General features: G+C 64.5%; 20 protein-coding genes. 12 read left to right on the top strand and 8 right to left on the bottom strand.

The window, feature by feature from the left end; translation table 11 throughout:
- Nucleotides 1-2 precede the first annotated feature (2 nt).
- Nucleotides 3-1007, bottom strand: a complete 1005-nt coding sequence (locus ABXS05_RS11985; protein ID WP_367624076.1) for an asparaginase — start codon at nucleotides 1005-1007, stop codon at nucleotides 3-5.
- A 151-nt stretch (nucleotides 1008-1158) separates the two neighbouring features.
- Here ABXS05_RS11985 and ABXS05_RS11980 point away from each other — a divergent pair, with 151 nt between their 5' ends.
- The gene (locus ABXS05_RS11980) at nucleotides 1159-2622 is read left to right on the top strand and encodes an NAD-dependent succinate-semialdehyde dehydrogenase (RefSeq protein WP_367624075.1); all 1464 of its coding nucleotides are present in this window, start codon (nucleotides 1159-1161) and stop codon (nucleotides 2620-2622) included.
- A gap of 322 nt (nucleotides 2623-2944) precedes the next feature.
- Complete coding sequence (locus tag ABXS05_RS11975) at nucleotides 2945-3985, top strand: alpha/beta hydrolase (protein ID WP_367624074.1); 1041 nt, start codon at nucleotides 2945-2947, stop codon at nucleotides 3983-3985.
- Nucleotides 3986-4022: 37 nt separating this feature from the next.
- Here ABXS05_RS11975 and ABXS05_RS11970 read toward each other — a convergent pair whose 3' ends face one another.
- Together ABXS05_RS11970 and ABXS05_RS11965 are read right to left on the bottom strand one after the other, a co-directional pair.
- Nucleotides 4023-4364 carry a cupin domain-containing protein gene (locus ABXS05_RS11970; protein ID WP_367624073.1) on the bottom strand — a complete coding sequence of 114 codons (342 nt, stop codon included), beginning with the start codon at nucleotides 4362-4364 and terminating at the stop codon, nucleotides 4023-4025.
- Nucleotides 4365-4455: 91 nt separating this feature from the next.
- Nucleotides 4456-5199, bottom strand: a complete 744-nt coding sequence (locus tag ABXS05_RS11965; protein WP_181161111.1) for a FadR/GntR family transcriptional regulator — start codon at nucleotides 5197-5199, stop codon at nucleotides 4456-4458.
- Between the two features lie 260 nt (nucleotides 5200-5459).
- Here ABXS05_RS11965 and ABXS05_RS11960 point away from each other — a divergent pair, with 260 nt between their 5' ends.
- The 6 genes from ABXS05_RS11960 (at nucleotide 5460) to ABXS05_RS11935 (ending at nucleotide 13373) form a co-directional block, all read left to right on the top strand.
- Nucleotides 5460-6539: an ABC transporter ATP-binding protein gene (locus tag ABXS05_RS11960; protein ID WP_367624072.1), complete on the top strand. Its 1080-nt coding sequence runs from the start codon at nucleotides 5460-5462 to the stop codon at nucleotides 6537-6539.
- Nucleotides 6540-6549: 10 nt separating this feature from the next.
- A complete protein-coding gene (locus tag ABXS05_RS11955; RefSeq protein ID WP_311933394.1) occupies nucleotides 6550-7479 on the top strand; it encodes a carbohydrate ABC transporter permease in 930 nt (309 codons plus the stop codon).
- A gap of 3 nt (nucleotides 7480-7482) precedes the next feature.
- Nucleotides 7483-8328: a carbohydrate ABC transporter permease gene (locus ABXS05_RS11950; RefSeq protein ID WP_311933393.1), complete on the top strand. Its 846-nt coding sequence runs from the start codon at nucleotides 7483-7485 to the stop codon at nucleotides 8326-8328.
- A gap of 78 nt (nucleotides 8329-8406) precedes the next feature.
- On the top strand, nucleotides 8407-9729 hold the full coding sequence (locus tag ABXS05_RS11945; RefSeq protein ID WP_367624071.1) for an extracellular solute-binding protein: 1323 nt from the start codon (nucleotides 8407-8409) through the stop codon (nucleotides 9727-9729).
- Nucleotides 9730-9923: 194 nt separating this feature from the next.
- Nucleotides 9924-11435 (top strand): arabinosylfuranosidase ArfA, encoded by a 1512-nt coding sequence (gene arfA / locus ABXS05_RS11940; protein WP_367624070.1) that lies wholly within the window; start codon nucleotides 9924-9926, stop codon nucleotides 11433-11435.
- 354 nt (nucleotides 11436-11789) lie between these two features.
- Entirely contained in the window at nucleotides 11790-13373 is a 1584-nt protein-coding gene (locus tag ABXS05_RS11935) for a Na+/H+ antiporter (RefSeq protein WP_367624069.1), read from the top strand.
- A gap of 127 nt (nucleotides 13374-13500) precedes the next feature.
- Here the strand turns inward: ABXS05_RS11935 and scpA are convergent, their stop codons facing one another.
- The 3 genes from scpA to ABXS05_RS11920 are packed head-to-tail and all read right to left on the bottom strand — an operon-like array spanning nucleotide 13501 to nucleotide 17405.
- Entirely contained in the window at nucleotides 13501-15660 is a 2160-nt protein-coding gene (gene scpA, locus ABXS05_RS11930) for a methylmalonyl-CoA mutase (RefSeq protein ID WP_367624068.1), read from the bottom strand.
- Complete coding sequence (locus ABXS05_RS11925; protein WP_367624067.1) at nucleotides 15657-17009, bottom strand: methylmalonyl-CoA mutase family protein; 1353 nt, start codon at nucleotides 17007-17009, stop codon at nucleotides 15657-15659. The genes scpA and ABXS05_RS11925 overlap by 4 nt, the downstream gene beginning before the upstream one ends.
- 3 nt (nucleotides 17010-17012) lie before the next feature.
- On the bottom strand, nucleotides 17013-17405 hold the full coding sequence (locus ABXS05_RS11920; protein ID WP_068288794.1) for a DUF2780 domain-containing protein: 393 nt from the start codon (nucleotides 17403-17405) through the stop codon (nucleotides 17013-17015).
- A gap of 201 nt (nucleotides 17406-17606) precedes the next feature.
- Here ABXS05_RS11920 and ABXS05_RS11915 point away from each other — a divergent pair, with 201 nt between their 5' ends.
- From ABXS05_RS11915 to ABXS05_RS11900, 4 genes are all read left to right on the top strand, one after another.
- Nucleotides 17607-19109, top strand: coding sequence for a helicase HerA-like domain-containing protein (locus ABXS05_RS11915; protein WP_367624066.1), 1503 nt, complete (start codon nucleotides 17607-17609; stop codon nucleotides 19107-19109).
- A 196-nt stretch (nucleotides 19110-19305) separates the two neighbouring features.
- Nucleotides 19306-19764 (top strand): response regulator, encoded by a 459-nt coding sequence (locus ABXS05_RS11910; RefSeq protein ID WP_156771527.1) that lies wholly within the window; start codon nucleotides 19306-19308, stop codon nucleotides 19762-19764.
- Nucleotides 19765-19904: 140 nt separating this feature from the next.
- On the top strand, nucleotides 19905-21290 hold the full coding sequence (locus ABXS05_RS11905; RefSeq protein WP_367624065.1) for a M20/M25/M40 family metallo-hydrolase: 1386 nt from the start codon (nucleotides 19905-19907) through the stop codon (nucleotides 21288-21290).
- A gap of 66 nt (nucleotides 21291-21356) precedes the next feature.
- Complete coding sequence (locus ABXS05_RS11900) at nucleotides 21357-22397, top strand: zinc-dependent alcohol dehydrogenase family protein (RefSeq protein ID WP_367624064.1); 1041 nt, start codon at nucleotides 21357-21359, stop codon at nucleotides 22395-22397.
- On the opposite strand, the gene murJ is transcribed toward ABXS05_RS11900, so the two are convergent.
- Together murJ and ABXS05_RS11890 are read right to left on the bottom strand one after the other, a co-directional pair.
- Nucleotides 22375-23904 carry a murein biosynthesis integral membrane protein MurJ gene (gene murJ, locus ABXS05_RS11895; RefSeq protein ID WP_311933383.1) on the bottom strand — a complete coding sequence of 510 codons (1530 nt, stop codon included), beginning with the start codon at nucleotides 23902-23904 and terminating at the stop codon, nucleotides 22375-22377. The genes ABXS05_RS11900 and murJ overlap by 23 nt on opposite strands.
- A 702-nt stretch (nucleotides 23905-24606) precedes the next feature.
- Complete coding sequence (locus tag ABXS05_RS11890) at nucleotides 24607-25206, bottom strand: superoxide dismutase (protein WP_367624063.1); 600 nt, start codon at nucleotides 25204-25206, stop codon at nucleotides 24607-24609.
- Nucleotides 25207-25249: the final 43 nt, after the last annotated feature.

Genomic DNA, 25249 nt, shown 5'->3' with positions numbered 1-25249 from the left:
CCTTAGGCCAAGGCTCCCGCCAGGCGCAGCCTGCCCACCTCGAGGCCGTTCCAGTTCTTCTGCACCGGTTCGAGGAAGCTCCTCAGCGCCTCGGCCTCGCTGTCGGAAAGGGGCAGAAGCTTGGCGATCACGCCGGCCATCATCAGTTCCGCAGCCCGGGTACCGCCATCGTCACATTTGAGGGCGATGCCGTAGCCGAGTTCGGGAAAGGCGGCGCAGAACACGCCCTCGGCGCCTGTCTTCACGAAGACGCGTTCGCCGAAGATCGTCATGATCTCGGTGCAGAAGCGCCTGGTGCCGGCGACCAGGAAGGGCTCCGCGGCCGCAGCGCGGCGGATGCGGGCGGCGGCCTTCGCCCTTTCGGGGCCGAGATGGGCGCCGGTGCCGAAGCGAGCAAAGCCCCGCGCCACGCCTGCGAGCGGAGCGGCCTGGGTGGGGATGGAGCAGCCGTCGATGCCGACGCCATCGCCGGCAAGGGCGGCTCCGCTCATCGCGTTGACCGCCCCCATCACCTCGCGCATCACCGGATGCCCGGCCTCGATGTAATGGTGGGGATCACGGTCGCTGGCGCAAGCAAGGCAGATGAAGCCGGCATGCTTGCCCGAGCAGTTGTTGTGCAGGGCCGAGGGCTCTTCTCCGGCCCGCAGCAGGGCCCAGGCGGCCGGGCGAAAGCTCGGCGCATGGGCGCCGCATTCGAGCGTGCCGGCATCGCGGCCGGCCTTGGCCAGCATGGCGGCAGCCTGCTCGACATGGCGCGGCTCGCCGCCATGGGAGGAGACGGCGAGGGCGATGTCCGCGTCGGTAAGACCGAGCTTGTCGGCGGCTCCCGATTCCAGCAAAGGCAGGGCCTGGAACGCCTTCACCGCCGAGCGGGGGAAGACGGGGCGGGTGACATCGCCGAGCGCGAGTACGAGGCGGCCTTCGGGATCGCTGACGGCAACGGCGCCGCTATGCCGGCTTTCGACCATGCCGCCGCGGATGAGTTCGGCCAGGACGGGATTGGACATGGCGACTTGCTTTCTTTATGTGCAGGCGGGCCTCCATCGCAGGCTTCGCGGGCCGAGGCAATACCCGAATATGTGATCACATTTCTACATTGATCCGCGCGCGCCGAACGCCTATCTAAGCGCCAGCGAGAGACATAACGGAGGAAGGCGCATGTTGGAAAAACTGGCGCAGACACTCGAATTCAAGCGTGAGGCCGCCTACGTCAACGGTCAATGGATCGCTGCCGACAACGGCAAGTCCCTGCCGGTCACCAATCCCGCCACCGGTGAACTCATCGGCAGCGTGCCCGATTGCGGCAAGGACGAGACGGCGCGGGCCATTGCCGCGGCCGATGCGGCCTTCCCGGCCTGGCGCGCCAAGACGGCGAAGGAACGGGCCAAGATCCTGCACAAGCTCGCCGATCTGATCGAGGCCAATGCCGAGGCGCTCGGCGTGCTGCTCACCGTCGAGCAGGGCAAGTCGCTTACCGAGGCGCGCGGTGAGGTGGTGTTCTCGGCTGCCTATGTGCGTTGGTTCGCCGAGGAGGCCCAGCGGGTCTATGGCGACGTTATTCCCTCGCCCTGGCCTGGCCGCCGCATCCTGGTCACCAAGGAGCCGGTAGGCGTCGTCGGCGCCATCACGCCCTGGAACTTCCCCTCCTCGATGATCGCCCGCAAGCTCGGCCCGGCGCTGGCCGCCGGCTGCACCATCGTGATCAAGCCGGCACTGCAGACGCCCTATTCGGGCCTGGCCTGGGGCGTCCTGGCCGAAATGGCCGGCGTTCCCGCCGGTGTCGTCAACGTCCTCACCGGTTCTGCCAGCGCCATTGGCGGCGAGCTCACCTCGAACCCGTTGGTGCGCAAGATCACCTTCACCGGCTCCACGCCGATCGGCAAGCTCCTGGTCGAGCAGTCCGCCAAGACGCTCAAGAAGGTCTCGATGGAACTGGGCGGCAACGCCCCCTTCATCGTGTTCGACGACGCTGATGTCGATCGGGCCATCGAAGGCGCGATGATCGCCAAGTACCGCAATTCCGGCCAGACCTGCGTGTGCACCAACCGTTTCCTGGTGCAGGCGGGCATCCACGACAAGTTCGTCGAGAAACTGATCGCGGCCTCGAACGCGCTCAAGGTGGGCAATGGCCTGGAGGCCGGCGTGCAGCAGGGCCCGCTGATCGACGAGAAGGCGGTGCAGAAGGTCGAGGAGCACATCAACGACGCCGTTGCCAAGGGCGGCAAGGTGGTGGCGGGCGGCAACCGCCACGCTCTCGGCCACACCTTCTTCGAGCCCACGGTGGTGACGGGGGTGACTCCGGACATGCTGGTGGCGCGCGACGAGACCTTCGGGCCGCTGGCCCCGGTGTTCAAGTTCGAGACCGAGGAAGAGGCCGTCCGGATGGCCAACGACACCGAGTTCGGCCTGGCTTCATATTTCTACACCAAGGATCTCGGCCGTGCTTTCCGGGTTGCCGAGGCGCTGAAATACGGCATGGTCGGCGTCAATGAAGGCCTGATCACCACCGAAGTCGCGCCCTTCGGCGGCGTCAAGGAATCCGGCATGGGCAAGGAAGGCTCCAAATACGGCATCGAGGATTATATCGATGCCAAATATGTCTGCCTCGGCGGCCTGGGCTGAGGTCTGCTCCAAAGCATATGACACGGGAAGGGCCGGCACCGCCGGCCCTTTTTCGTTGGATACCGCAGGCTTGCGCCCGCGGTCGCCGTGGCTCTCCTTGCCAGGCCGGAGTGACAAAAGAGCGTCGCGACAGCAGATGGGGGCTGCACCGCCGGCCTTCTGTGAAGGGGTGTGATATTTTTGCCGACATTCTCGTGGAAAACGACAGTGCGGCCGGTTTTTTGGCTGGTTCGAACGCAGCCGCCTCAATTTCGCCCGTTCACTGACTATTCACCCCTTTTGCTGCATTGAGGGCAGCTTAAGCAAACAGGATTGGGTTTCGATGCGGGTCGCCTCGCTCTTCGCTTTGATCGCTTCGGCACTTGTGCTGACGGGCTGCGTCGGGATCGATGACGATTCCGGTGACTCGACCTCATCCCTGAAGCCCGTGCTGACCAACACGGCCTCGAACGACCAGGCGGCCAACACCGCCCCGCTCGGCATCTGGCGCGGCGGCATGACCATGCTGGTGATGACCACGCGCAATTCGACCGGCAACAAGGAACCCTGGTTCGGGGCCAAGCGCGCTTCCGACCCGACGGCTGCGCGCCTGGTGATGTATCCGCCGTCCAAGTCGCTGCTGGCCGCGGTCAACCCGGTTTCCACACCTGGCTGGTCGGTGGCCGGGGTGAGCGCCCTGCCGGGAGACCAGCCGGCCACCTCCCTTGCGACGCAGGCCGAGGGGCGTGACGTCATCGTCTATGTCCACGGCTACAACGAAACCTTCGACAGCGCGGCGACGAGCTATGCCAAGCTGGTCGACGGCATCAAGTTCTCGGGCGTGCCGGTGCTGTTCTCCTGGCCCTCGCGTGCAGCTTTGCTGGACTATGTCACCGACAAGGACAGCGCGATGTGGTCGCGCGATGCCCTGGAGGACACGCTCACCGCGCTCGCCAACGATCCCAAGGTCGGCCGCATCAACCTGATCGCCCATTCCATGGGCAGCATGGTGATGATGGAAGCCCTGCGCTCGATGTCCGATCGCATGGGGGCCTCGCTTCCCAATCATTTCGGCGCCATCGTGCTGGCCAACCCGGATGTCGACCTCGACCTCTTCCGTCGCCAGATGAAGCGGCTGTCGTCGCTGTCGTCGAAGATGACGGTGATCGTCTCCAAGAACGACCGCGCCCTGGAGATCTCGACCAAGCTCGCCGGTGGCGTGCCGCGGGTCGGTTCCGGTGACAGCGAGGAACTGCAGAAGACCGGCGTGAAGGTGGTCGACGCCTCCGACTTCGGCTCCGGCTTCATCAACCACGACATCTTCATGAGCCGCGAGGAAGTGCGGGCCGTGGTCTCCCGGGCGATCGAGAACGCGGATCAGTAGTTTTCGCGCCGGGCCGCGCAATCACGCAAAGTCCGGACTACGCCAGGAAATCGGCGCGGTGCGGCGTGAAGCAGTCGACCAGCCGGCCTTTCTCGAGCGCCTTGACGCCATGTTCGAGGCCGGATGGCACGATGAAGCTGTCGCCGGCGACGAGCGTCTCGGTTCTGCTCGCGATGGTGACCTCGAACCGTCCCTCGGCGACATAGCTGGACTGAATGTGGGGATGCGAATGCAGCCAGCCCACGCCATCCTTCTCGAAGGCGAATTCGACCATCATCAGTTCGTCGGTATAGGCCAGGACCCGTCGCCGGTTGCCGTCCGGCGTAGGCTGCCATTCGGCGTCGCCGGACCGGGTGAAGAGCTCCTTGCTGCGGATCATCGGACGTCGCCTCGCTGTCCAGTTACGAGCGGGAAGATAAGCACAGGTCCGGCGCGCTGTCCCGCATATCGCTATCCTTCCGGGGCCGCTTCTATTCGCCGGCCGTCTTCTCCACGGCGCGGGGCGCATTGCGCAGGGCCTCCAGCATGCGGGCCCGCGAAATTTCCAGCAACTGGCTCATGGCCCGCGAGGCCTCGTCCGCCTTGCGGGCGAGGATGGCTGACACCACGGCCTGATAGGGCTGCAGGTCCATCGCCTGACCATTGGCGCTGCGCTGGGTCAGGCCGAAAGAAACCTTCAGGGCCGTCTTAACCGCCCGTCCGATGGTGACGAACAGGCCGTTATGGGTGGCCGTCATGATGGCGAGGTGGAACTCGGTCTCGGCACCCGCCGCCAAGGCCGGCTGCCCCAGCATGGAGACCAGGTCCGAGAAGCGCATGCGGATACGTTCCAGATCATCCGCCGAACCGTCCCGCGCCGCCAGGAAGCAGGCGCGCGGCTCGAAGCAGTTCCGCATTTCGTAGAGATCCTCGATGATGCGCTCGTCGAACTGGGCATTGAGGCGCCAGGACAGCACATCCTGGTCGAGCAGGTTCCAGTCTGCGAAAGGCAGCACGCGTGTGCCGGTCTTGGGCGAAACCTCGACCAGTCCCTTGGCCGCCAAATTCTTCACGGCCTCGCGCACTGTCGAGCGGCTGACGCCATAGGCCTGGCAGAGTTCGTTCTCGATCGGCAGGGTGTCGCCGGGGCGAAACTCTCCCGAGGTGATGCGGGTGCCGATGATGCGCGCGACCTGCGCGCTCATCGTGCTGATGGCGGTATCCCGCTCGAACATACTCATCTCCAAACCAGCCCGTTGCTGGATGCGGGCGGCACCGTGCTCCTCCCGCCGGCTGATTCCGCCGTGATCTGAGGGGCTTCCCACCTCTTAACACTGCTATCGGGGGGGAACAAAGCGCCCAGCAACCCTCCTGCCAATGGGAAATCCTCCTACAAATTGCCCTTCTTCACGTCGGCGGCGATTGACACCGGATCGCGATTGCTTCTATCTTATCATCAGATGATAATAAGAAAAGATGGTAGGAGGAAGAGGCCTTGAGTGCCATCGACATCGACAGGGTGTCCAAGACCTTTGGCGCCGTGAACGTCATCGCAGACCTCTCTTTGAAGATCCGCTCGGGTGAGTTCATTGCCTTTCTCGGGCCCTCGGGCTGCGGAAAGTCCACCTTGCTGCGCATGATCGCGGGGCTGGAGCGCGTCGATGGCGGCTCGATCTCGATCGGCGGCCAGAGGGTCGACCAGCTTCCCCCCGGCGCGCGCGGCGTCGCCATGGTGTTCCAGCATTATGCGCTCTATCCGCATATGACGATCTACGAGAACATGGCCTTCGGCCTGCGCAACATCGCGGTGCCCGGCCAGGAGATCGATCGCCGGGTGAAGGAAGCAGCGCGCATCCTGGAGATCGAGCCGCTGCTTGCCCGCAAGCCCGGCCAGCTCTCCGGCGGCCAGCGCCAGCGTGTCGCCATCGGCCGCGCTCTGGTGAAGAGCCCCAAGGCCTATCTGTTCGACGAACCGCTTTCCAATCTCGATGCGGCGCTGCGTGTGCGCACCCGTGTCGAGCTGGCCCGCCTGCACCAGCAGGTCCAGGCTACCACCATCTTCGTTACCCATGACCAGGTCGAGGCGATGACCCTGGCCGAGCGCATCGTGGTGATGAACGCCCGCAAGATCGAGCAGGTGGGTACGCCTATGGAGGTCTATTCACGGCCCGCCACCGAATTCGTGGCCCGTTTCGTCGGCTCGCCCGCCATGAATTTCCTGCCCGTCACGGTCGCCGAGCAGGGCGGCCTTGCCGCCGCCAGGTTGGCCGATGGCACTGGCATCACCACCCGCGTGCCCGTCGCCACCCTGCCTCAGGGTGCCAAGCTGCGCCTGGGGGTGAGGGCGGAGGCTGTCCGCGCCGATCCGGCGGGCTCCCTTGCCGGCCGGATCGAAGTGGTCGAGCGCCTCGGCGACCGCACGCATCTTTATGTACGCCTCCCCGACGGCACCTCGCTGGTCGCCGAGGACAGGGGCGCTTCGACCGCCGTTGCAGGCGGCGAAGCCCGCTTCTCGGTGGATTCGCAAGCTGCCCATCTGTTCGACGATGGCGGCCGCGCCTTCCATGCCGCGTGAGGAGGGGCTGATGTCCACGCAGAGCCTTGCCTCCACGGCGGCCGCGACGCCCGCACCCCGCTATGCCGGCGCCTCGATCGGGCCGAGCTGGCGCAATCTCCTGTTCGTGCTGCCCTTCCTTGCCGTCTATGTCGTTCTCCTGGTCTATCCGCTGTTTCGCGGCATCTGGATCAGCCTGCAGGAATACGACATGTTTGACCAGACGGCCTCCTTTGCCGGCCTGGCAAATTTTCGCCGCCTGTTCGCCGACAAGGTCTTCCTGGGCACGGTGAGCAACACCTTCGTCTTCGTGCTGATGACGGTACCGGTTTTCGTCGCCATCGGCCTTGGCCTCGCGCTTGCCCTCAACCGGGAAAGCAAGGGTAGCGCCGCCCTGCGGGCGGTCTTCTTCGGCACCTCGGTGCTGTCGGTGACCATCGTCACCATCATCTGGAAGATGATGTATCTGCCGGACCGGGGCCTGATCGCCGGCATCCTCTCGATCTTCGGCCTGCCGCCGATCCAGTTCCTCACTAGCCAGGAGCTTGCCCTGCCGGCCATCGCGCTGTGCACGCTGTGGTGGGTGATCGGCCTGCCGATGATGCTCTTCCTCGCCGCCCTGCAGCAGATACCGGGCGAGCTCTACGAGGCCGCCGCGCTCGACAATGCCGGGCGCTGGCGCTCCTTCTGGTCGATCACGCTGCCCTCGATCCGGCGTAGCGTCGTCGTCGTGGCGATCTACGAGATCGTCGCGCAGTTCCAGCTCTTCGGCCAGGCGCAGCTTCTCACCAGGGGAGGGCCCAACAACGCCTCCCGCCCCATCGTGCAGTTCATCTATGAGGAGGGCTTCCAGCGCTGGAATGTCGGCTATGCCGCCGCGGCCTCCGAGGTGCTGTTCCTTCTGATGGCCATTGCCGCGATCTTGCAATATGTCGCCGCCCGCCGGCGGGCGGAGGGCTAGGCCATGGCGAGCGCGCAGCAATTCGTCGGCCGCACCGCCGGAGACCGGGTGATCCTGGCGGGCGTCCTGGTCCTGGCCTTCGCTTGGCTGGTTCCCGTCGCCTGGGTGATCGTGCTCTCCTTCAAGCCCAATTCGGAGCTGATGCTCTCCACCGCCACGGCCCTGCATCCGCCCTATACCTTGAAGAACTACACCGACATCATCGCGTCATCCGGCGTGTTTCGCTGGCTGCTCAACTCCATGATCGTGGCCGGCGGCATGACCATCGGCACGTTGGTGCTGTCATCCCTGGCCGGCTACGGCTTCGCACGCACCGAGTTTTTCGGCCGAGACATCCTGTTCGTGCTGGTGCTGCTGGGCCTCGCCATCCCCGAACAGGCGGTGATCATCGCCCGCCACCAGATGTTCACCGACTGGAAGATGCATAATGGCTATCCGGCGCTGATCCTGCCGGGGCTGTCCCATGCCTTCGGCGTCTTCCTGATGACGCAATATTTCAAGGCCATCCCGCGCGACATCGACGAGGCCGCGATGCTCGACAATGCCTCGCGCTTCAAGATCTTCTGGAAGGTGGTGCTGCCGCTGACCATCCCGGCTCAGGCCACGCTCGGCATCTTCACCTTCCTGTCGGCCTGGAACGACTATTTGTGGCCCCTGATCTCGGCGACCAAGCCCGACATGTTCACCCTCACCGTCGGCATGGCCTCGACCCAGACCAATTTTGCCCAGTCCGAGGGGCTCGGCTTCTTGATGGCGCAGGCCGTCTTCGCCGGGCTGCCCGTCTTCATCGTCTACCTGTTCTTCCAGAAATACATCGTCCGCGCCGTGGCCGGCGCCGCGATCCGCTGACTCCGAGAAGATCTCCTGGTTCCGCGTCCCGGCCGCGCGCTCGACCTTGAACAAAATCGGCCGAAACGGAGGAAATGCATGATCGGTTTGAAACGATTGCTCTATGCCGGGGCCCTCTTGCTGCTGTCGTCGCAGGCCGGCCTCGCCCAGGACAAGACCGAGATCTCGGTGTCACGCTTCTTCGGTGCCTGCGAAGCCGACTATGGCGCGGTGACGGATGTCGCCAAGGCCAATGGCGAGTGCGGCATCATCACGGCGCTGATCAACAAGTTCAATGCGGAGAGCAAGGACACCCGCGTCAAGGTCGATATCGTCGAATGGCCGGGCTACGACCAGCTCACCGCCCGCATCCGCTCGGGCGAGCCGCCGACCATCTCGGTCATGCATGAGGCCGTGATCAGCGACTATTCCTCGCGCGGGCTGCTGGAACCCCTCGACGAGGGCTTGAAGGCGGCGGGTGTCGATACCGCTGACTTCACCGATGCCGCCAAGGCCGGGGTCACCAAGGACGGCAAGACCTATGCCTTGCCCTTCGATACCCATACCTGGCTCTGGCACATCAATCTGAACCTGTTCAAGCAGGCCGGCCTCGTCGATGCTGCTGGCAAGCCGATCCTGCCCAAGAATGGCGAGGAACTGCTGGCCCAGGCCAAGCAGTTCAAGGAAAAGACGGGCAAGCCCTATTTCGTCTGGACCATCGCCAATGAGCGTGCCTTCTTCACGCGCACCTTCGATACGCTGCTCTACCAGCAGAATTCGGAATTCTTCGCCGATCCAACCAAGGTCAATTTCGCCACGCCCGAGGCCAAGAACGCCGCGACACTGCTGAAGGCGCTCTACCAGAACGGCGACACCACCAAGGGGCAGGACTATGCCGCCTCGGTCGCCAGCTTCGCGGCCGGCGATGCGGGCGTGTTCATCTGCGGCACCTGGCTGGTCGATACCTATGACCAAGAATCCAAGAAGAGTGGTGCGCCCCTGTCCAATGGCTATGCGGTGGTGCCTTTCCCGCAGCTCTATCCCGGCAGCCCGCGCGTCTGGGCCGATGGGCATAGCTGGGTGGTCCTCAAGGCCGATCTCAGCGATGCCCAGCGCAAATCGGCCTACGAATTCCTGAAATTCCTGTGGGACAATGATTTCCAGTGGGCGCGCACCGGCCATCTGCCCATCCGCAGGTCCGTGGCCGACAGCGCCGAGTTCAAGGCCCTGCCGCACCGGGCCGATCTCGCACCGCTGACCACCAACGGCGCCGCCCGTCCGGCGGCGGTGAAGCGTCAATTCGCGATCCAGGAGATCGAGAATGACGAGGTCACCGCCGGCGTGACCGGCGACAAGGAGATCGACGCCGCGCTCGCCGATGCCCAGTCCCGCATCAACGAATTGCTGGCGAACGCGAAGTAAGGCCGCGTTCGCCACAGCTAGAGAAAGTATGATTTCTTTAAATCCCACTCTCTCTAACTCTTTGTTTTGACGCGTTTTCTTAATCGAAAAGTCTATCAGCTTTTCTGGAAAACGCTCTAGGACCCACGGCTCTCCTCCCGCCGTGGGTCCCTTTTCCGCCCGATATTTCCCCGGTTCAAAGGTCAGTTTTCGCCATGCCGTCCGCCCGCCTGATCGTCGATCACGATTTCATCATCTCCGATCTCGACCGCCGTATCTTCGGTACCTTCGTCGAGCATATGGGACGGTGCGTCTACACCGGTATCTTCGAGCCCGGCCATCCCAGCGCCGATGACCAGGGTTTTCGCCAGGATGTCGCCGAGCTGACCCGCGAACTCGGCACCACCATCGTGCGCTATCCCGGCGGCAATTTCCTGTCCGGCTACAATTGGGAAGACGGCGTCGGCCCGGTGGAAGAGCGGCCGCGCCGGCTCGACCTCGCCTGGTTCTCGACCGAGACCAATGCCTTCGGCACCAATGAGTTCATCGACTGGTCCCGCAAGGTCGGGGTGGAACCGATGTTCGGCGTCAATCTCGGCACCCGCGACCATGACGAGGCGCGGCGCTTCATCGAATATTGCAACCACCCGGGTGGCACCGAGCTGTCGGAGCTGCGCAAGAGCCACGGCTATGAGAAGCCGCACGACATCAAGTTCTGGTGCCTGGGCAACGAGATGGACGGCCCCTGGCAGATCGGCGCCAAGACGGCGGGCGAATATGGCCGCATCGCCCATGAGACCGCCAAGGTGATGCGCTGGGTCGATCCCTCCATCGAACTGGCTGCCTGCGGTTCGTCCAACCGCGACATGGCCACCTATGCCCGCTGGGAATACGAAGTCCTCGACCATTGCTTCGACTATGTCGACTTCATCTCCCTGCACACCTATTTCCAGAACCCGCATGACAGCACCGAGGAATTCCTCGGCAATATCGAGCTGCTGGAGGCCTTCATCCGCGAAGTGGTCGCCATTGCCGACGCGGTGGCCGCCACGCGCCGCTCGCCCAAGCGGATCATGCTGTCCCTCGACGAGTGGAACGTCTGGTACAAGGCTCGCACCCACGAGCATCTACGCAAGCCCGGCTGGCCCGAGCATCCGCCGCTGATCGAGGAAGTCTACAACACCGAGGATGCGCTCCTGGTGGGCGGTGCGCTGATCACGCTGCTCAACAATGCCGACCGCGTGAAATGCGCCTGCATTGCCCAGCTCGTGAACATCATCGGCCCGATCATGACGGAGCCGGGCGGAGCGGCTTGGCGCCAGACCATCTTCCATCCCTTCGCACTCACGGCACGCCATGCCCATGGCCGCGTGCTGCGCTCGCTGATCTCCTCGCCCTCCTATGCCGGCAAGACGGCGCCGGAAATTCCCTACCTCCATGCCTGCGTCACCGAGGACGAGACCACCGGCCAGGTCACCATTTTCGCCCTGAACCGCCATCTCGGCGAACCGATGGACCTCGAAGTGCTGCTGCGGGGCTTCGGCGGCAACCGGCAAGTGGTGGAGGCGCTGCAGATCCATCATCCCAACATGAAGGCGGTCAACACCAAAGACGCCCAGGACACCGTCGCGCCGGCACCGATCGAAACTGTGAGCCTTGAAGGCGACCGGCTGCAGGCGAGACTCATGCCGGGATCCTGGAACGTCATCGTTACCGCTCCGCGCTGAGCGGGGGAGATATCGTCAATCGGGCTGAACAAGGTACGATTTCAGAATTGAGCGCGCCAATCCCTCCCCGTCTGCGGGGAGGGTGGCCCGAAGGGCCGGGTGGGGGAGAGTGGCGCCATAGTGCTTGTTATTGCACGATTTGAGCCGCTCTCCCCCTTCCGTCGATGCTTCGCATCGCCACCTTCCCCGCAATCGGGGAAGGATTGGCGCGTCTCGCTCGTCTGGGCCATGCTCTTCGAAATGAGAGACTCGATAGGAGCAGTCTCATCGGCCCGGCATTTCCGCCGAAACGCCGGCTTTCATTTCTGATCTGACGTTATAGGGTCTGCAAAAGCCAAATCGGGGCAAAGGCTGATGGACCCTATTCACCTGTTCGAACTGGTGATCGCGATGTTCCTGGCGATCATCGTGCTGCACTTTGCCGCCCACAAGCTGGGGCTGCCGCCTTCAGTGGCGCTGCTGGTCGGCGGCGCATCGCTCGCCTTTCTGCCGGGCCTGCCCGCCATTGCGCTCGATCCCAACCTGGTGCTCGTCATCTTCTTGCCACCGCTCCTGATGGACGGGGCGTGGTTCATCGCACTCGGCCGGTTGCGGCGCCACATGATCGGCATCGCCTCGCTGGCGGTCGGTGCTGTGGTCTTCACCTCTCTCGTCGTCGCGGTGGCGACCCATCTCGTCTTCCCGTCCTTGCCCTGGGCCGCCTGTGCGGCGCTCGGGGCGATCGTCTCGCCGCCCGATGCCGTCTCCGCCCGCGCCGTGCTGCAACGGGTGAAGCTGCCCCGGCGCCTGCAGATCCTGCTCGAGGGCGAGAGCCTGTTCAACGATGCCAGCGGCCTGGTGCTGTTCCGCTTTGCCATCGCTGCGGGCGTCACCGGCACCTTCAGTGCGGTGGATGCGGTCGGCGAGTTCTTCCTGCTGGCACTGGGCGGTGTCCTCGTTGGTGTCGCAGCGGGCGCGACATGGGTGCTGCTCGCCCGCCGCCTCGGTGACGAATATCTGATCATCGCTGCCACCTGCCTGTTGTCCTGGTCGTCCTACCTGCTGGGCGAGATGCTCCACGTCTCCGGCGTCATCGCCACGGTCACCACGGGCTTGATCGCCGGCTGGTACCAGCACACCGTGTTTTCGGCTTCGGTACGCATGCGCGGCACGGCGTTTTGGACCGTGATGATCTTCCTGATGGAAGCGGCGGTCTTCATCCTGATCGGCTTCACCCTGCGTGGCGTGGTGGAGCGCGGTGGCGGATTCGGCGTGGTGGCCGATACCATGGCCGTGCCCATTCTGGTGATCCTCGCGGCACTCACCCTTGCGCGCTTTGCCTGGGTGTTCGGGTCCGATCTGGTGATCCGGCTTTGCAGGGCTGCGGGGCTCGATCGCTACACGCCGCTCGGCCTTGCCAACGCCACCATCCTGAGTTGGGCTGGCGTGCGCGGCGTCGTCACCCTGGCCCTGGCGCTGAGCATACCGGAAGGCTTTCCCGGCCGCGACTTCATCCTGGTGACGTCGTTCGCCGTCATCCTGGGAACGGTGCTCGTCCAGGGCACCACCCTGGGGCGGGTGATCGGCTGGGTGAAGCCGGTCGAGCCGGAATCGGAGCGGGCGCGCCTCACCATGGCCCAGGCCGAATCCGCCATGGCGCAGAAGCAATTGGTTACCATCGAGAAGCTCGCCTATGACAGCGAGGGGACGCTCATCCATCCCCGATTGCTGGAGCGCTACCAGCGCCGGGCCACGATGATCGTCGACTATGCCGAGCGGACCGAAGCGTATCAGCCAGGGCTGCACGCCCATTTCGACGTCGTTTTGGCGGCAATCGCTACCGGGCGCGACGAACTCATTCGCCTCCACCGGCTCGGAAAGATCGACAACGAGACGCTGCACGAACTGGAGCGGGACCTCGACCTGGAAGAATTGAGCGCGATCTCCGCCAAATCGTGATGAGGGCGGGCCGTGACGATCTTGGCGGAGTACATTGGGATCGCAGGCATCCTTGCCTGCCCTTGGAACCGCGGCGTTTCAAGGAAGAGCAGGCAGGGATGCCTGCGATCCCATAAAACGCCGGCCGTCACTGAGCGTCCCTTGGCCTGTTGTGGTGCCGGTGGCGCAACTGGTTCAGCAATTCGTCGAGCAGGCCGCCGGCAGCCTCAGTGATCACCGTGCCGGGCGGGAAGATCGCCTGGGCACCCGCCGTGTAGAGCGCTTCGAAATCCTGCTCGGGCACCACGCCGCCTACCACGATCATGATGTCGGGCCGCCCCTCGGCCACCAGGGCCTTGCGCAAGGCGGGAACCAATGTCAGGTGCCCGGCGGTGAGGGAGGAGACACCGACGATATGGACGTCGCTGTCGGCTGCCTGCCTGGCGACTTCCTCGGGCGTGGCGAACAGGGGGCCGATCTCGACCTCGAAGCCGAGATCGCCGAAAGCCGAGGCGATCACCTTCTGGCCGCGATCATGGCCGTCCTGGCCCATCTTGGCCACCAGGATCTTGGGTGGACGTCCCTCTTCCTCACGGAAGGTCTGCGTCTTCTGCTGGACCTTGGCGATGCCGTCGCCACTCATCGCGGCCTTGTAGACGCCGGAGGTGGCGCGGATCTGCGCCTTGTGGCGGCTGAACACCTTTTCGAGGGCTGACGAAATCTCGCCGACGGTCGCCTTGGCCCGCGCCGCGTCGACGGCGAGGGCAAGGAGATTGGCATCGCCTTCCGCGCCCTTGCTCAGGGCGTCCAGGGCCTGCTCCAGGGCAACCGGATCGCGCTCGGCCTTCAACTGCGCGAGCTTGGCAATCTGGGCCGCCCGTACCGCCGAATTGTCGACCTTGAGCAGGTCGAGCGGTGGCTCCGATTGCGGCTTGTAGATGTTGACGCCGATCACCGCCTGTTCGCCGGCATCGATGCGGGCCTGGGTGCGACTGGCGGCTTCCTCGATGCGCAGTTTGGGCAGGCCGGCTTCGATCGCCTTGGCCATGCCGCCCATCGCCTCGACTTCCTCGATATGCTGCCAGGCCTTGGCGGCAAGGTCGGCGGTGAGGCTTTCGATGGCGTGGGCCCCGCCCCAGGGATCGATCAGCCCGGTGGTGCCGCTCTCCTGCTGCAGCACGAGCTGGGTGTTGCGGGCGATGCGGGCCGAAAAGTCCGTCGGCAGCGCCAGGGCCTCGTCGAGGGCGTTGGTGTGCAGGGACTGGGTGCCGCCTTGCGTGGCTGCCATCGCCTCGATCAAGGTGCGCGTGACGTTGTTGTAGACGTCCTGCGCCGTCAGCGACCAGCCGGAAGTCTGGCAATGCGTGCGCAAGGCGAGGGATTTCTGCGACGTCGGATTGAATTGCTGCACCAGCCGCGTCCACAGCAGCCGGGCGGCCCGCAGCTTGGCCACCTCCATGGTGAAATTCATGCCGATGGCGAAGAAGAAGGACAGGCGCGGGGCGAAATGGTCGATGTCGAGCCCGGCCTTCAGCCCGGCCTTGATGTATTCGACACCGTCGGCCAGGGTGTAGCCGAGCTCCAGGTCCTGTGTCGCGCCGGCCTCCTGCATGTGGTAGCCGGAGATCGAGATCGCGTTGAATTTCGGCATGTTCCGCGCGGTGTAGGCAATGATGTCACCGACGATGCGCATGGAAGGGCCCGGCGGGTAGATATAGGTGTTGCGGACCATGAACTCCTTCAGAATGTCGTTCTGAATAGTTCCCGCCAGCTTGTCGGGCGAAACGCCCTGTTCCTCGGCCGCGACAATATAGAGCGCCAGGATCGGCAGCACCGCGCCGTTCATGGTCATCGACACCGACATCTCGTCGAGCGGGATACCCTGGAACAAGGTGCGCATGTCGATGATGGAATCGATGGCGACGCCGGCCATGCCGACATCGCCGGTCACGCGCGGATGGTCAGAATCATAGCCGCGATGGGTGGCGAGATCGAAAGCGATCGACAGGCCCTTCTGGCCTGCCGCAAGGTTGCGCCGATAAAAGGCGTTGGATTCCTCGGCAGTCGAAAAGCCGGCATATTGGCGAATGGTCCAGGGCTGCTGGACATACATGGTCGGGTAGGGGCCGCGCAGGAAAGGCGGCAGGCCCGGCCAGGAATCGACCGCCTGCAGGCCGATCAGGTCGCTCTCGCCATGCACGGCCTTGATGTCGATGCCCTCGGGCGTGCGCCAGACCTCGCCGGTCAAGAGCGGTCCAGGGGCGGGTCGGCGGCGGGGACGCGCGGAAAAATCGGGGATGCGGCTCATGGGGTGCCTCCCGACAGGCTTTCGAAGGCGAGCGCGTCGCGCTTGCGGCTCAGGGCCGGCGAGGGGGGCGGGGCCTCCTCGTCCGGGGCCGGCCGCAGCACCGAAACCGCCGGTTCCTCCGCCAGGGTGTATTTGTTGGCGCCGATGATGGTACCGACGGGCCGGCGCAGCCTCTGGATCTCTTCCTGCAGCCAGCCCGACTGGATCACATTAATGATGCCGCCCTGGCGTTCGATGGCCTGGAACTGGGTCCAGCCGGCCTCGCACAGAGCCTGCGTCATCGCCTCCAGCCCGCCGGAGCCGGCGGCCGGATCGGCGATGCGGTGCAGATTGGCCTCGCTGATCAGGACATGCTGGCAATTGCGGGCAACGCGCCGGGCATGGGTGTCGGCGAGCCCGTTGGCGGCGGTATGGGGCAGGATGGCGACACTGTCGGCCCCACCCAGGCCTGCCGCGGCGGTGGCCAGCCCATTGCGCAGCATGTTGGTGGCGGGGTCGCGCCGGCTCAGCATGCGCCAGGCGGTTTCTGCGTGGATGTGGATCGGGGAGGAGGCAAGGTCGCAGGCGTCCTCGATCTCGAGCCAGAGCAGGCGCAGGGCCCGGAGCTTGGCGATGGTGGTGAACACGTCCTGATCAGCGGCGACGGTAAAGCCGATGCAGTGGCGCGCTTCTTCGAGGCGCAGGCCGGTCGCTTCCAGCACGCGCAGATAGGACAGGGCCGAGCTCAGCGTGCTGGCGAGCTCGAGCCCCGGGGTCGCGCCGGCCTCATGAAAGGGGCGGCTATCGGCGGTCAGCACCGTGCCGCCTTGCCGATGATTGGCGAGAACCGAAGCTGTCGAGGGCCAGCCGGTTGGCAAGATGCCCGTGGTGGCGAGCTGGCCGATCGGGTCATAACCGTAATGAACAGTGCCGCCTTCGATCTCGCTGAGCCAGCGCGCGACTTCGAGGGTCTGCGGCCCCGCTTCGAGCCGGATCTCGATCGCATTGCGCACGACTCCGGCCAGCAGGCCGTCCAGGCTGCCGGCCGAGGTGATCACGACGCCGAAGCCGCGGGCGAACGGGCTTTGCGTCGTCACCAGCGTCATGCCACCGGCACCGCCCTCGAGATCCTCGAGGAGCTGGCTGTTCGCCGGTACGACATCGGGATGGTCGGCACGCTGGACGATGGTCCAGGGTGCAGCCGGCGACCGCCCGGGAATGGGCAGGGCGCCGGCCATGCGGGCATGGATGGGCTGGAGGCGCGCGCCGTCCGGCAACAGGCTGGTCAGCCTGTCCTCGAAGGAGGCTCCCTTGAGCACGCCGGCGACGGCGTCGCGCCAGCGGGCCTCATCCGCATCCGCCTCCGCCATGGCTCAGACGAACTGGCCGAGTTCAGGGATCTCGGCAACAATCTTGCCGACGACTTCCGGCCCGGCTTCCTTCTCGGCATAGGCGAAGAGCTCCTTGCCGATCGCCTGGATCTGGTTGAGGTCGAGGCCGAGCGCCATCAGCTGGCCGCCGAGGCCTGCAATGCCGCCGCCGACATGGCCGACCATGCCGGCCAGCATGCCCATGAAACCGCCGCTCTGGGCATTCATGGCCTCATTGGTGACTTCACGCGCGCCACTGATCGAATCGACGAGCTTCGATACCGCGTCGGCGGGTCCTTCCCGCTCCAGGAAGGCAAGCACGGCACCGATAGCCTGCGTCGCAACTTCGGGGCTCACGCCAATCTTCGCACCCAGTTGGGCGACCAGCTCTTCCATCTTTCTTCTCCCTGACGTGACGCGGCTGCTACCAGAGACACACGGTAGGCAAACCGCTCTTCTCTGTTTCCCATTTTGCCATGGAGATCAAGGCCGTGGCTTTAAATACTTGTAACACTTCATCAAGCCATTGGCCGTAGCGATTGGCGGCGCGGCCGGTTATGGTTTGCGTTGCGATTTGACCGTTCAGGACAGGAAGAGATGACCGATCAGAGCCGGATTTTCGTCGCCAAGAGCGTCGAGCCTCAATATCTCGCGCTGGCCTTCGGCAATCGCCATGGGTTGGTCACCGGGGCGACGGGAACCGGCAAGACGGTGACCCTGCAGGTGCTGGCGGAGGGGTTCTCCGCCCGTGGCGTGCCGGTCTTCGCCGCCGACATCAAGGGCGACCTCTCCGGCGTTTCCCAGCGCGGCGAAGCCAAGGACTTCATCGTCAAGAGGGCCGCCGAGGTCGGCATCACCTATCAGCCCGACCAGTTCCCGGTGCAGTTCTGGGACGTCTTCGGCGAACAGGGCATGCCGATCCGCGCGACGGTCTCCGATGTCGGACCGCTGCTTCTGGCTCGGATGCTGCAGCTCAACGATGTCCAGGAGGGTGTGCTCAACGCCGCCTTCAAGCTCGCCGACGACCAGGGCCTGCTGCTGCTCGATCTCAAGGATCTCCAGGCCCTGCTGGCCGACATGGCCGACAAGGCCGCCGAACTGATCAAGACCTATGGCAATGTCTCCAAGACGACGGTGGGGGCGATCCAGCGCCAGCTCCTGGCGCTGGAGCAGCAGGGTGGCGACAAATTCTTCGGCGAGCCGGCCCTGTCGCTTGCCGATATCGGCCTGCTCGATGCCAAGGGGCGCGGTACCATCAACATCCTGGCCGCCGACAAGCTGATGATGGCGCCCCAGCTCTACGCCACCTTCCTGCTCTGGCTGCTGTCCGAGCTCTTCGAGCAACTGCCCGAGGTCGGCGACCTCGACAAGCCCAAGCTGGTGTTCTTTTTCGACGAAGCGCATCTGTTGTTCAACGATGCCCCGCCTGCGTTGCTGCAGAAGATCGAGCAGGTGGTGCGCCTGATCCGCTCCAAGGGCATCGGTGTCTATTTCGTCACCCAGAACCCGCTCGACGTGCCCGACACCGTGCTCGGCCAGCTCGGCAATCGCGTGCAGCATGCTCTGCGCGCCTTCACCCCGCGCGATCAGAAGGCGGTCAAGGCCGCTGCCGAGACCTTCCGCCCCAATCCCGATCTCGACACCGCCAAGGTCATCTCGGAGCTCGGCAAGGGCGAGGCCCTGGTTTCCTTCCTCGAAGGCAATGGCGTGCCTTCCATCGTGCAGCGGGCGCTGATCCTGCCGCCGGCGGCACGCGTGGGCGCCATCACGCCGGCCGAGCGCCAGGCGATCCTGCAGGCTTCCCCGCTGCGCGGCAAATATGAAACCGTGGTCGATCGCGAATCGGCCTTCGAAATGCTGCAGCGCCGCGTCACCGACGAGGCGGGGCCCGCCGAGCAGGCGGAGGAGGGCGGCGGTTTGCTCGGCAGCGTCCTGGGGAGCGTGTTCGGTTCGGGCAGCGGCGGTGGGCGTGCTTCCGGCCGCATGACGACCTCGCAGGCCGTGATTCGCTCGGTGACGCGCACGATCGCCACGACCGCCGGCCGGGAAATTACCCAGGCGATCCTGAGAGGTGTGCTCGGCGGCCGTTCACGACGCTGAGGCATGCTCTCTCGCAATGCCATAGCTGAAGAGTCAGTATACAAGTACTACCAGTTCGCCGTTATTCGGGCCGCCTACGTCAAATTTCCCGTATTGCATTCCTAGCCCTCCTGGTGAGGTATTGGGATCAGCATATACGTTTGGGTACCCTTGGCGTATGAGCTTTTGAAGCGCGATTGCTGGAGGCTCTTGGGCGATGGATGGCGCAACTATACTGAACGACCGGTCGAATAGAAAAGTAATACAATCTGCTGATATTTTACTAGTGAATCCAAACCGAGAGGTTGCCGAGTTTTGGCGTGAGAACCTGCTGGATTTCGGCATGACCAAAGTCAGACTTGCTTCGGGTATCGTGGATGCTCTGGAGATGGCGCGGCGGGACCCGCCGCTGGGTGTTGTGATCGCACTGCCGGTGCTTGCGGACGCCTTTGCGTTGTTGGGCGCACTGAGCCAGGACGAAGGAGGCGAACTGCGCGAAGTGCCGATTCTGCTGGTTGCAAACCAGCCGAACCGTGCTGCGCTTCTCACCGCCACCCAGGCTGGTTTTGATGCCGTGCTGACCGAGCCGGTCTCGCCGCGGCAGATCTATCGGCGGGTGGGATCGATGATCCAGCGCACGCGACTCACCGCCCGGATGCGGAGCCTTGCGAGCTGACCAGCGCTATTCTTGCCCTTCCCGCTCAGGGGAGGGCGCAGCCATGGGCCGCGAAAATGCCATCGGAAGGCAAGTCGGCCCTACCCAGATCGGGCAAGGCGCGTTAGCTTGGCGCTTTCTCACCCGCATCGTTAAGGCACATGTCTGACATCAATAAAGCGCTCGATGCTGCCGACACGGCACTCGATGCCAGCCTCGACCGGCTGTTCGAATTTCTCCGCATTCCCTCGATCTCCGCCGACAGCGCCTATGCCGGCGATTGCCAGAAGGCGGCCGAATGGGCCGCTGCGGTCTTGAGGGACATCGGCTTCGATGCCTCCCCTCGCAAGACCATCGGCCATCCCATGGTGGTGGGACATCGCCGCACCGGCAAGCCGGGCGTGCCGCATGTCCTGTTTTACGGCCACTATGACGTGCAGCCGCCGGATCCGCTCAATCTGTGGCACACCAAGCCGTTCGAGCCGGTGCGCAAGCCCGGTCCCCATGGCGACATCATCGTGGCCAGAGGCGCTTCCGACGACAAGGGCCAGGTGATGACCTTCATCGAGGCCTGCCGTGCCCTGATCGAGACCCAGGGGGAATTGCCCGTTGATGTGACGGTGTTCCTCGAGGGCGAAGAAGAATCGTCCTCGCGCAGCCTCATTCCCTTCCTCAAAGAGAACAAGGACGAGCTGAAGGCCGATTTCTGCCTGGTTTGCGATACCGATATGTGGGATCGCGAAACGCCGGCCATCACCACCATGCTGCGCGGCATGGTCTATGAGGAAGTCACCATCAAGGCCGCCAGCCGCGACCTGCATTCGGGCATGTATGGCGGCGCTGCCCAGAACCCGATTCGGGTGCTGTCGAAGATCCTGGCCGCCCTGCATGACGACAATGGCAGCGTCACCCTGCCGGGCTTCTACGACGGCGTGCAGGAATTGCCCGAGGCAGTGAAGGCCGAGTGGGCTGCCCTCGACTTCGACGGCGAGGCCTATCTCGCCGAAGTCGGCCTGAAGGTGCCGGCCGGCGAGAAGGACCGCACGGTGCTCGAGCAGATCACCGTGCGCCCGACCTGTGACGTCAACGGCATCAGTGGCGGCTATGAGGGAGAGGGCGCCAAGACGGTGATCGCCGCGCAGGCTTTCGCCAAGGTGTCGTTCCGCCTCGTGGCAGGCCAAGAGCCCGAAAAGGTGCAGGCTGCCTTTCGCAAATTCGTGACCGATCGCCTGCCTGCAGACTGCAAGGCCGAATTCCAGTCGCATGGCATGGGACCGGCGATCGCCGTACCTGCGGATAGCGAGCCGCTTGCCAAGGCGCGAGCGGCGCTGGCGGAGGAATGGGGCCGCACCGCGCCGGTGATCGGGTCGGGCGGTTCGATCCCGGTGGTCGGCGACATGCAGCGCATCCTCGGCATCGATTCGCTCCTGATCGGCTTTGCCCTGGAAGACGATCAGATCCATTCGCCCAACGAGAAATACGATGTGCGCAGCTTCCATCGGGGCATCCGCTCCTGGGTGCGCATTCTCGATGCGCTCGCCAAATAGGGCAGGCCTCGAGCAGGGCCGGCGCCAGCGCCGGCCCTCGTCCATTGGCTGCGATACGGGTCCACCATGAAAGCTGTGGTTTTCGAACAATTCGGGCAGCCGCCGAGACTGCAGAGCGTGCCCGATCCGGCGCCCTCGCCGGAAGGCGTGGTCGTCAAGGTCGAGGCCACGGGCCTGTGCCGCAGCGACTGGCATGGCTGGATGGGGCATGACCCCGATATCGTGCTGCCCCATGTGCCTGGGCACGAATTGGCCGGCACCATCGTGGCGGTCGGCAGCCAGGTCCGGCGTTGGCGCGCGGGGCAGCACGTCACGGTGCCTTTCGTCGCGGGCTGTGGCCATTGCCGGGAATGTGCCGGCGGCAATCAGCAGGTCTGCGAACAGCAGTTCCAGCCGGGCTTTACGGGATGGGGGTCTTTCGCGGAATTCGTGGCGCTCGATTTCGCCGATGCCAATCTGGTGGAATTGCCCGAGGCCCTCGATTCGGCGACAGCGGCGAGCCTGGGTTGCCGCTTCGCCACCTCTTTCAGGGCGGTGGTCGACCAGGGACGGGTTCGGGCAGGCGATTGGGTCGCCGTGCATGGCTGCGGCGGCGTCGGGCTGTCGGCGATCATGATTGCCAGCGCCGTCGGCGCCAATGTCGTGGCCATCGACCTGACCGACGAAAAGCTGGATTTCGCCCGCCAGTTCGGCGCGGTGGCAACCATCAATGCGGCCCAGACCAAGGATGTCGTCGCCGCGGTCCGAGACCTCACCGGCGGTGGCGCCCAGGTATCGCTGGACGCGCTTGGCCATCCCGTCACCAGCGTCAATTCCATCGGCAATCTACGTCGGCGCGGCCGCCACATCCAGGTCGGCCTGATGCTGGGCGACCATGCCCGGCCGCCGATACCGATGGACCGGGTGATCGCCTATGAGCTCGAGATCCTCGGCAGCCACGGCATGCAGGCTTTCCGCTACCAGGCGATGTTCGACATGATCGCTGCCGGCAAGCTGGCGCCTCAGAAGCTGATCGGCAGCCGCATCGGCCTCGACGAGGCGCCGGAAGCCCTGATGCGGATGGACCGCTTCGACGGCGTCGGCATCAGCGTCGTAACGCGCTTTTGAGGTCCATGCCGGCCGTGCCGAACGCGCAATACACGGTGGCGCCGTAGAACGCGGCGCCAACGATGCCGACGAGGGCGAGGCCGATGATGTCGCCGATATGGGAGAGCCCGGCCAGGAGTGGCACCAGGGCGGTGGCGGCCGCGTACATGGCCAGGCCGGCGGTGACGGTTGCCAGGGCGACGCAAGCCAGCATGGCATAGAGGCGCCTGTCGAGATGCATGAAGCCGCGGCGGCTCGCCAGTACCGTGAGGAGGCCGAGATTGACCCAGGCACCGAGCGAGGTCGCCAGGGCAAGGCCCGCCTGCTGGAGCGGCCCCATCAGGACGACCTTCAGCCCGATGTTGACGGCGATGCCGGTGAGGGAGGCCCAGAGTGGCGTCGCCGTATCGCCGCGGGCGTAGAAGCTGGCGACGGCCGAGCGGATCAGCACCACGGCCGGCAAGCCTGCGCCATAAGCGAGAAGGGCGCTGGAGGCGGCCTCCGCGTCACCAGCCGTAAAGGCGCCGCGCATGAAGAGCGCGCGCATGATGAGATCGGGGACCGCGAGGAAGCCGGCGAGAAAGGGGGCTGCCAGCAGCCAGGTCAGGAAGATGGTCCGCCGCTGGGCGGCATGCGCCTCGTCGACCTGTCCGGCCGCCAACAGGCGACTCATCTGCGGCAGGATCACGGTGCCGGCCGCGATGCCGATGATGCCGAGCGGCAGCTGATTGATGCGGTCGGCATAGTAGAGTGCCGCCACCGCGCCGGCCGATAGCAGCGAGGCGATGATGGTGTCGGCGAAGATGGCGATTTGCGTGCCCATCGAGCCGATGGTGGCCGGCCCCAGCGCCTTGAAGAAGGCTTTCACCGGCGCGTCCAGCTTGATCGGCTCGGGCTTGGCGAGCACACGGGCCCGGCGCGCCGCCCACAGCATGAAGCCGAGCTGCAGGACACCGGAGATGGTGAGGCCCCAGGCCGCGGCATGGGCGGTGGTCGGGAACCAATGATGCGCGAGCAGGGTGGCGATCATCGCCACATTGAGCAGGATCGGTGCCGCGGCAGCCGCCGTGAAGCGTCCGACGGCGTTGAGCACGCCGCCATAGAGCGTGGCTAGGGTGATCAGGATGAGATAGGGAAAAGTGATGCGGGTGAGCGTTACGGCAAGATCGAAGCGCTCACCCTCGAAGCCCGGCGCATTCAAGCCGACGAATTGCGGCGTGAAGATCAGCACCAATCCCAGCAGGATGACCTGCGAGATCAGCAATATCGACACGATCCGCCCCTGGAACAGCCGTGCGGCGTCGTCGCCATCCTGCTGGTGGACCCTGGTGTAGGCCGGCACGAAGGAGGCGTTGAAGGCGCCTTCGCCGAAGATGGCGCGGAAATTGTTCGGCAGGCGGAAGGCGACGATGAAGGCCTCGGCGGCCGGGCCGCTTCCCATCAGGGCGGCCATCAAGGCGTCCCGGACAAAACCGGTCACGCGCGACACCATGGTCCAGGCGCCGATGGAAAGAATGTTCTTCAGCAAGGAGAGGGCCTATCGTGATGTCAGCTCCGCCTATACGCGGCTTTGATCGGCGGGAACAGGCACTATCGCCTTGAAAAGGTTGCCAACGGATGATGGCGGCAGGGATTTTCGGTGGAGAAGCTGTCGTTCGGGCCAACTGCGTTCAGGCGTGAGCCCGATTTGTTTCCACGTCGTTTACGCCCGCCTTGTGATTCCGGGGACACGCGCCAGCGTGTAACGGGTTCCAGAAAAGAAAGAGGCCGCAGCTTGCGCTGCGGCCCAAGTCTAGGGAGGAAACGCCCAAGGAGGGCTATCAAACGGGGAAAAATTCCGCGCCGTTTGATAGGGATTAGTTTAGTGTGCGCCGCACAATAAACAATTGCTGAGTTTGCATGGCTGCTAGGCGAGCCATGCGTAGCGATTGCAGGTGCTCCGCTACCGTTTCTCTATAAAGAGTAGATGTATCAATAAGTTGTGTTTCATGTCCAAGATTTTGCATTTACGCCTTGTGCCCAAAATGGGGCAAGCCATGCGCTGCGCGGGACGGATCGACTATCAAGTCTCCTAAAATGAAAAGGGCGGAGAACGCTCCGCCCTTTCAGCTTCTCGACAGAATATCCGAAAACGCCCTGCAGTCAGACAGGGTGCGACGAAGGCGCGGGGCGACCTCTTTGAAAGTAAGCGCCATTCGAGCCCACGGGTCGAATGGCGCTCCGGAGCTGCTTACTTCACTGCCGCTTCATAGAGCTCGGCGACATATTCCCAGTTCACCAGGTTGTCGACGAAAGCCTTGAGATAGTCGGGGCGACGATTGCGATAGTCGATGTAATAGGAATGCTCCCAGACGTCGACGCCGAGGATCGGCGTAGCGTCGTGCACCAGCGGGCTCTCGCCGTTCGGGGTCTTGGCGACGATGACCTTGCCGTCCTTGACGGCAAGCCAGGCCCAGCCCGAACCGAACTGGGTGACGCCGGCCTGGATGAATTCTTCCTTGGCCTTGTCCACCGAGCCGAGGCCATCGACGATGGCCTTTTCGAGGTTGCCGGGGATGGCGCCGCCGCCATTCGGCTTCAGCCACTTCCAGAAATGCAGATGGTTGTAGTGCTGGCCGGCATTGTTGAACAGGCCGGCATTCTTGCCATAGGAGCCCTTGACGATGTCCTCGAGGCTCTTGCCTTCCCACTCCGTGCCCTTGAGCAGGTTGTTGCCGTTGTTCACATAGGCAAGGTGATGCTTGTCGTGGTGGAACTCCAGCGTTTCGCGCGACATGTAGGGCGCGAGGGCGTCATAGGAGTAGGTCAGTTCGGGGAGCGTGAAGGACATGGTGTTCCTCATGAAGTGACATGATGGCGATGGGCATGGCTAC

Origin of the sequence: Labrys neptuniae (assembly GCF_040797145.1) — a bacterium.
Classification (GTDB): Bacteria; Pseudomonadota; Alphaproteobacteria; order Rhizobiales; family Labraceae; genus Labrys; species Labrys neptuniae.
Note: the sequence above shows the minus strand (reverse complement) of the source record. Positions and strands in the feature narration are given on the sequence as shown.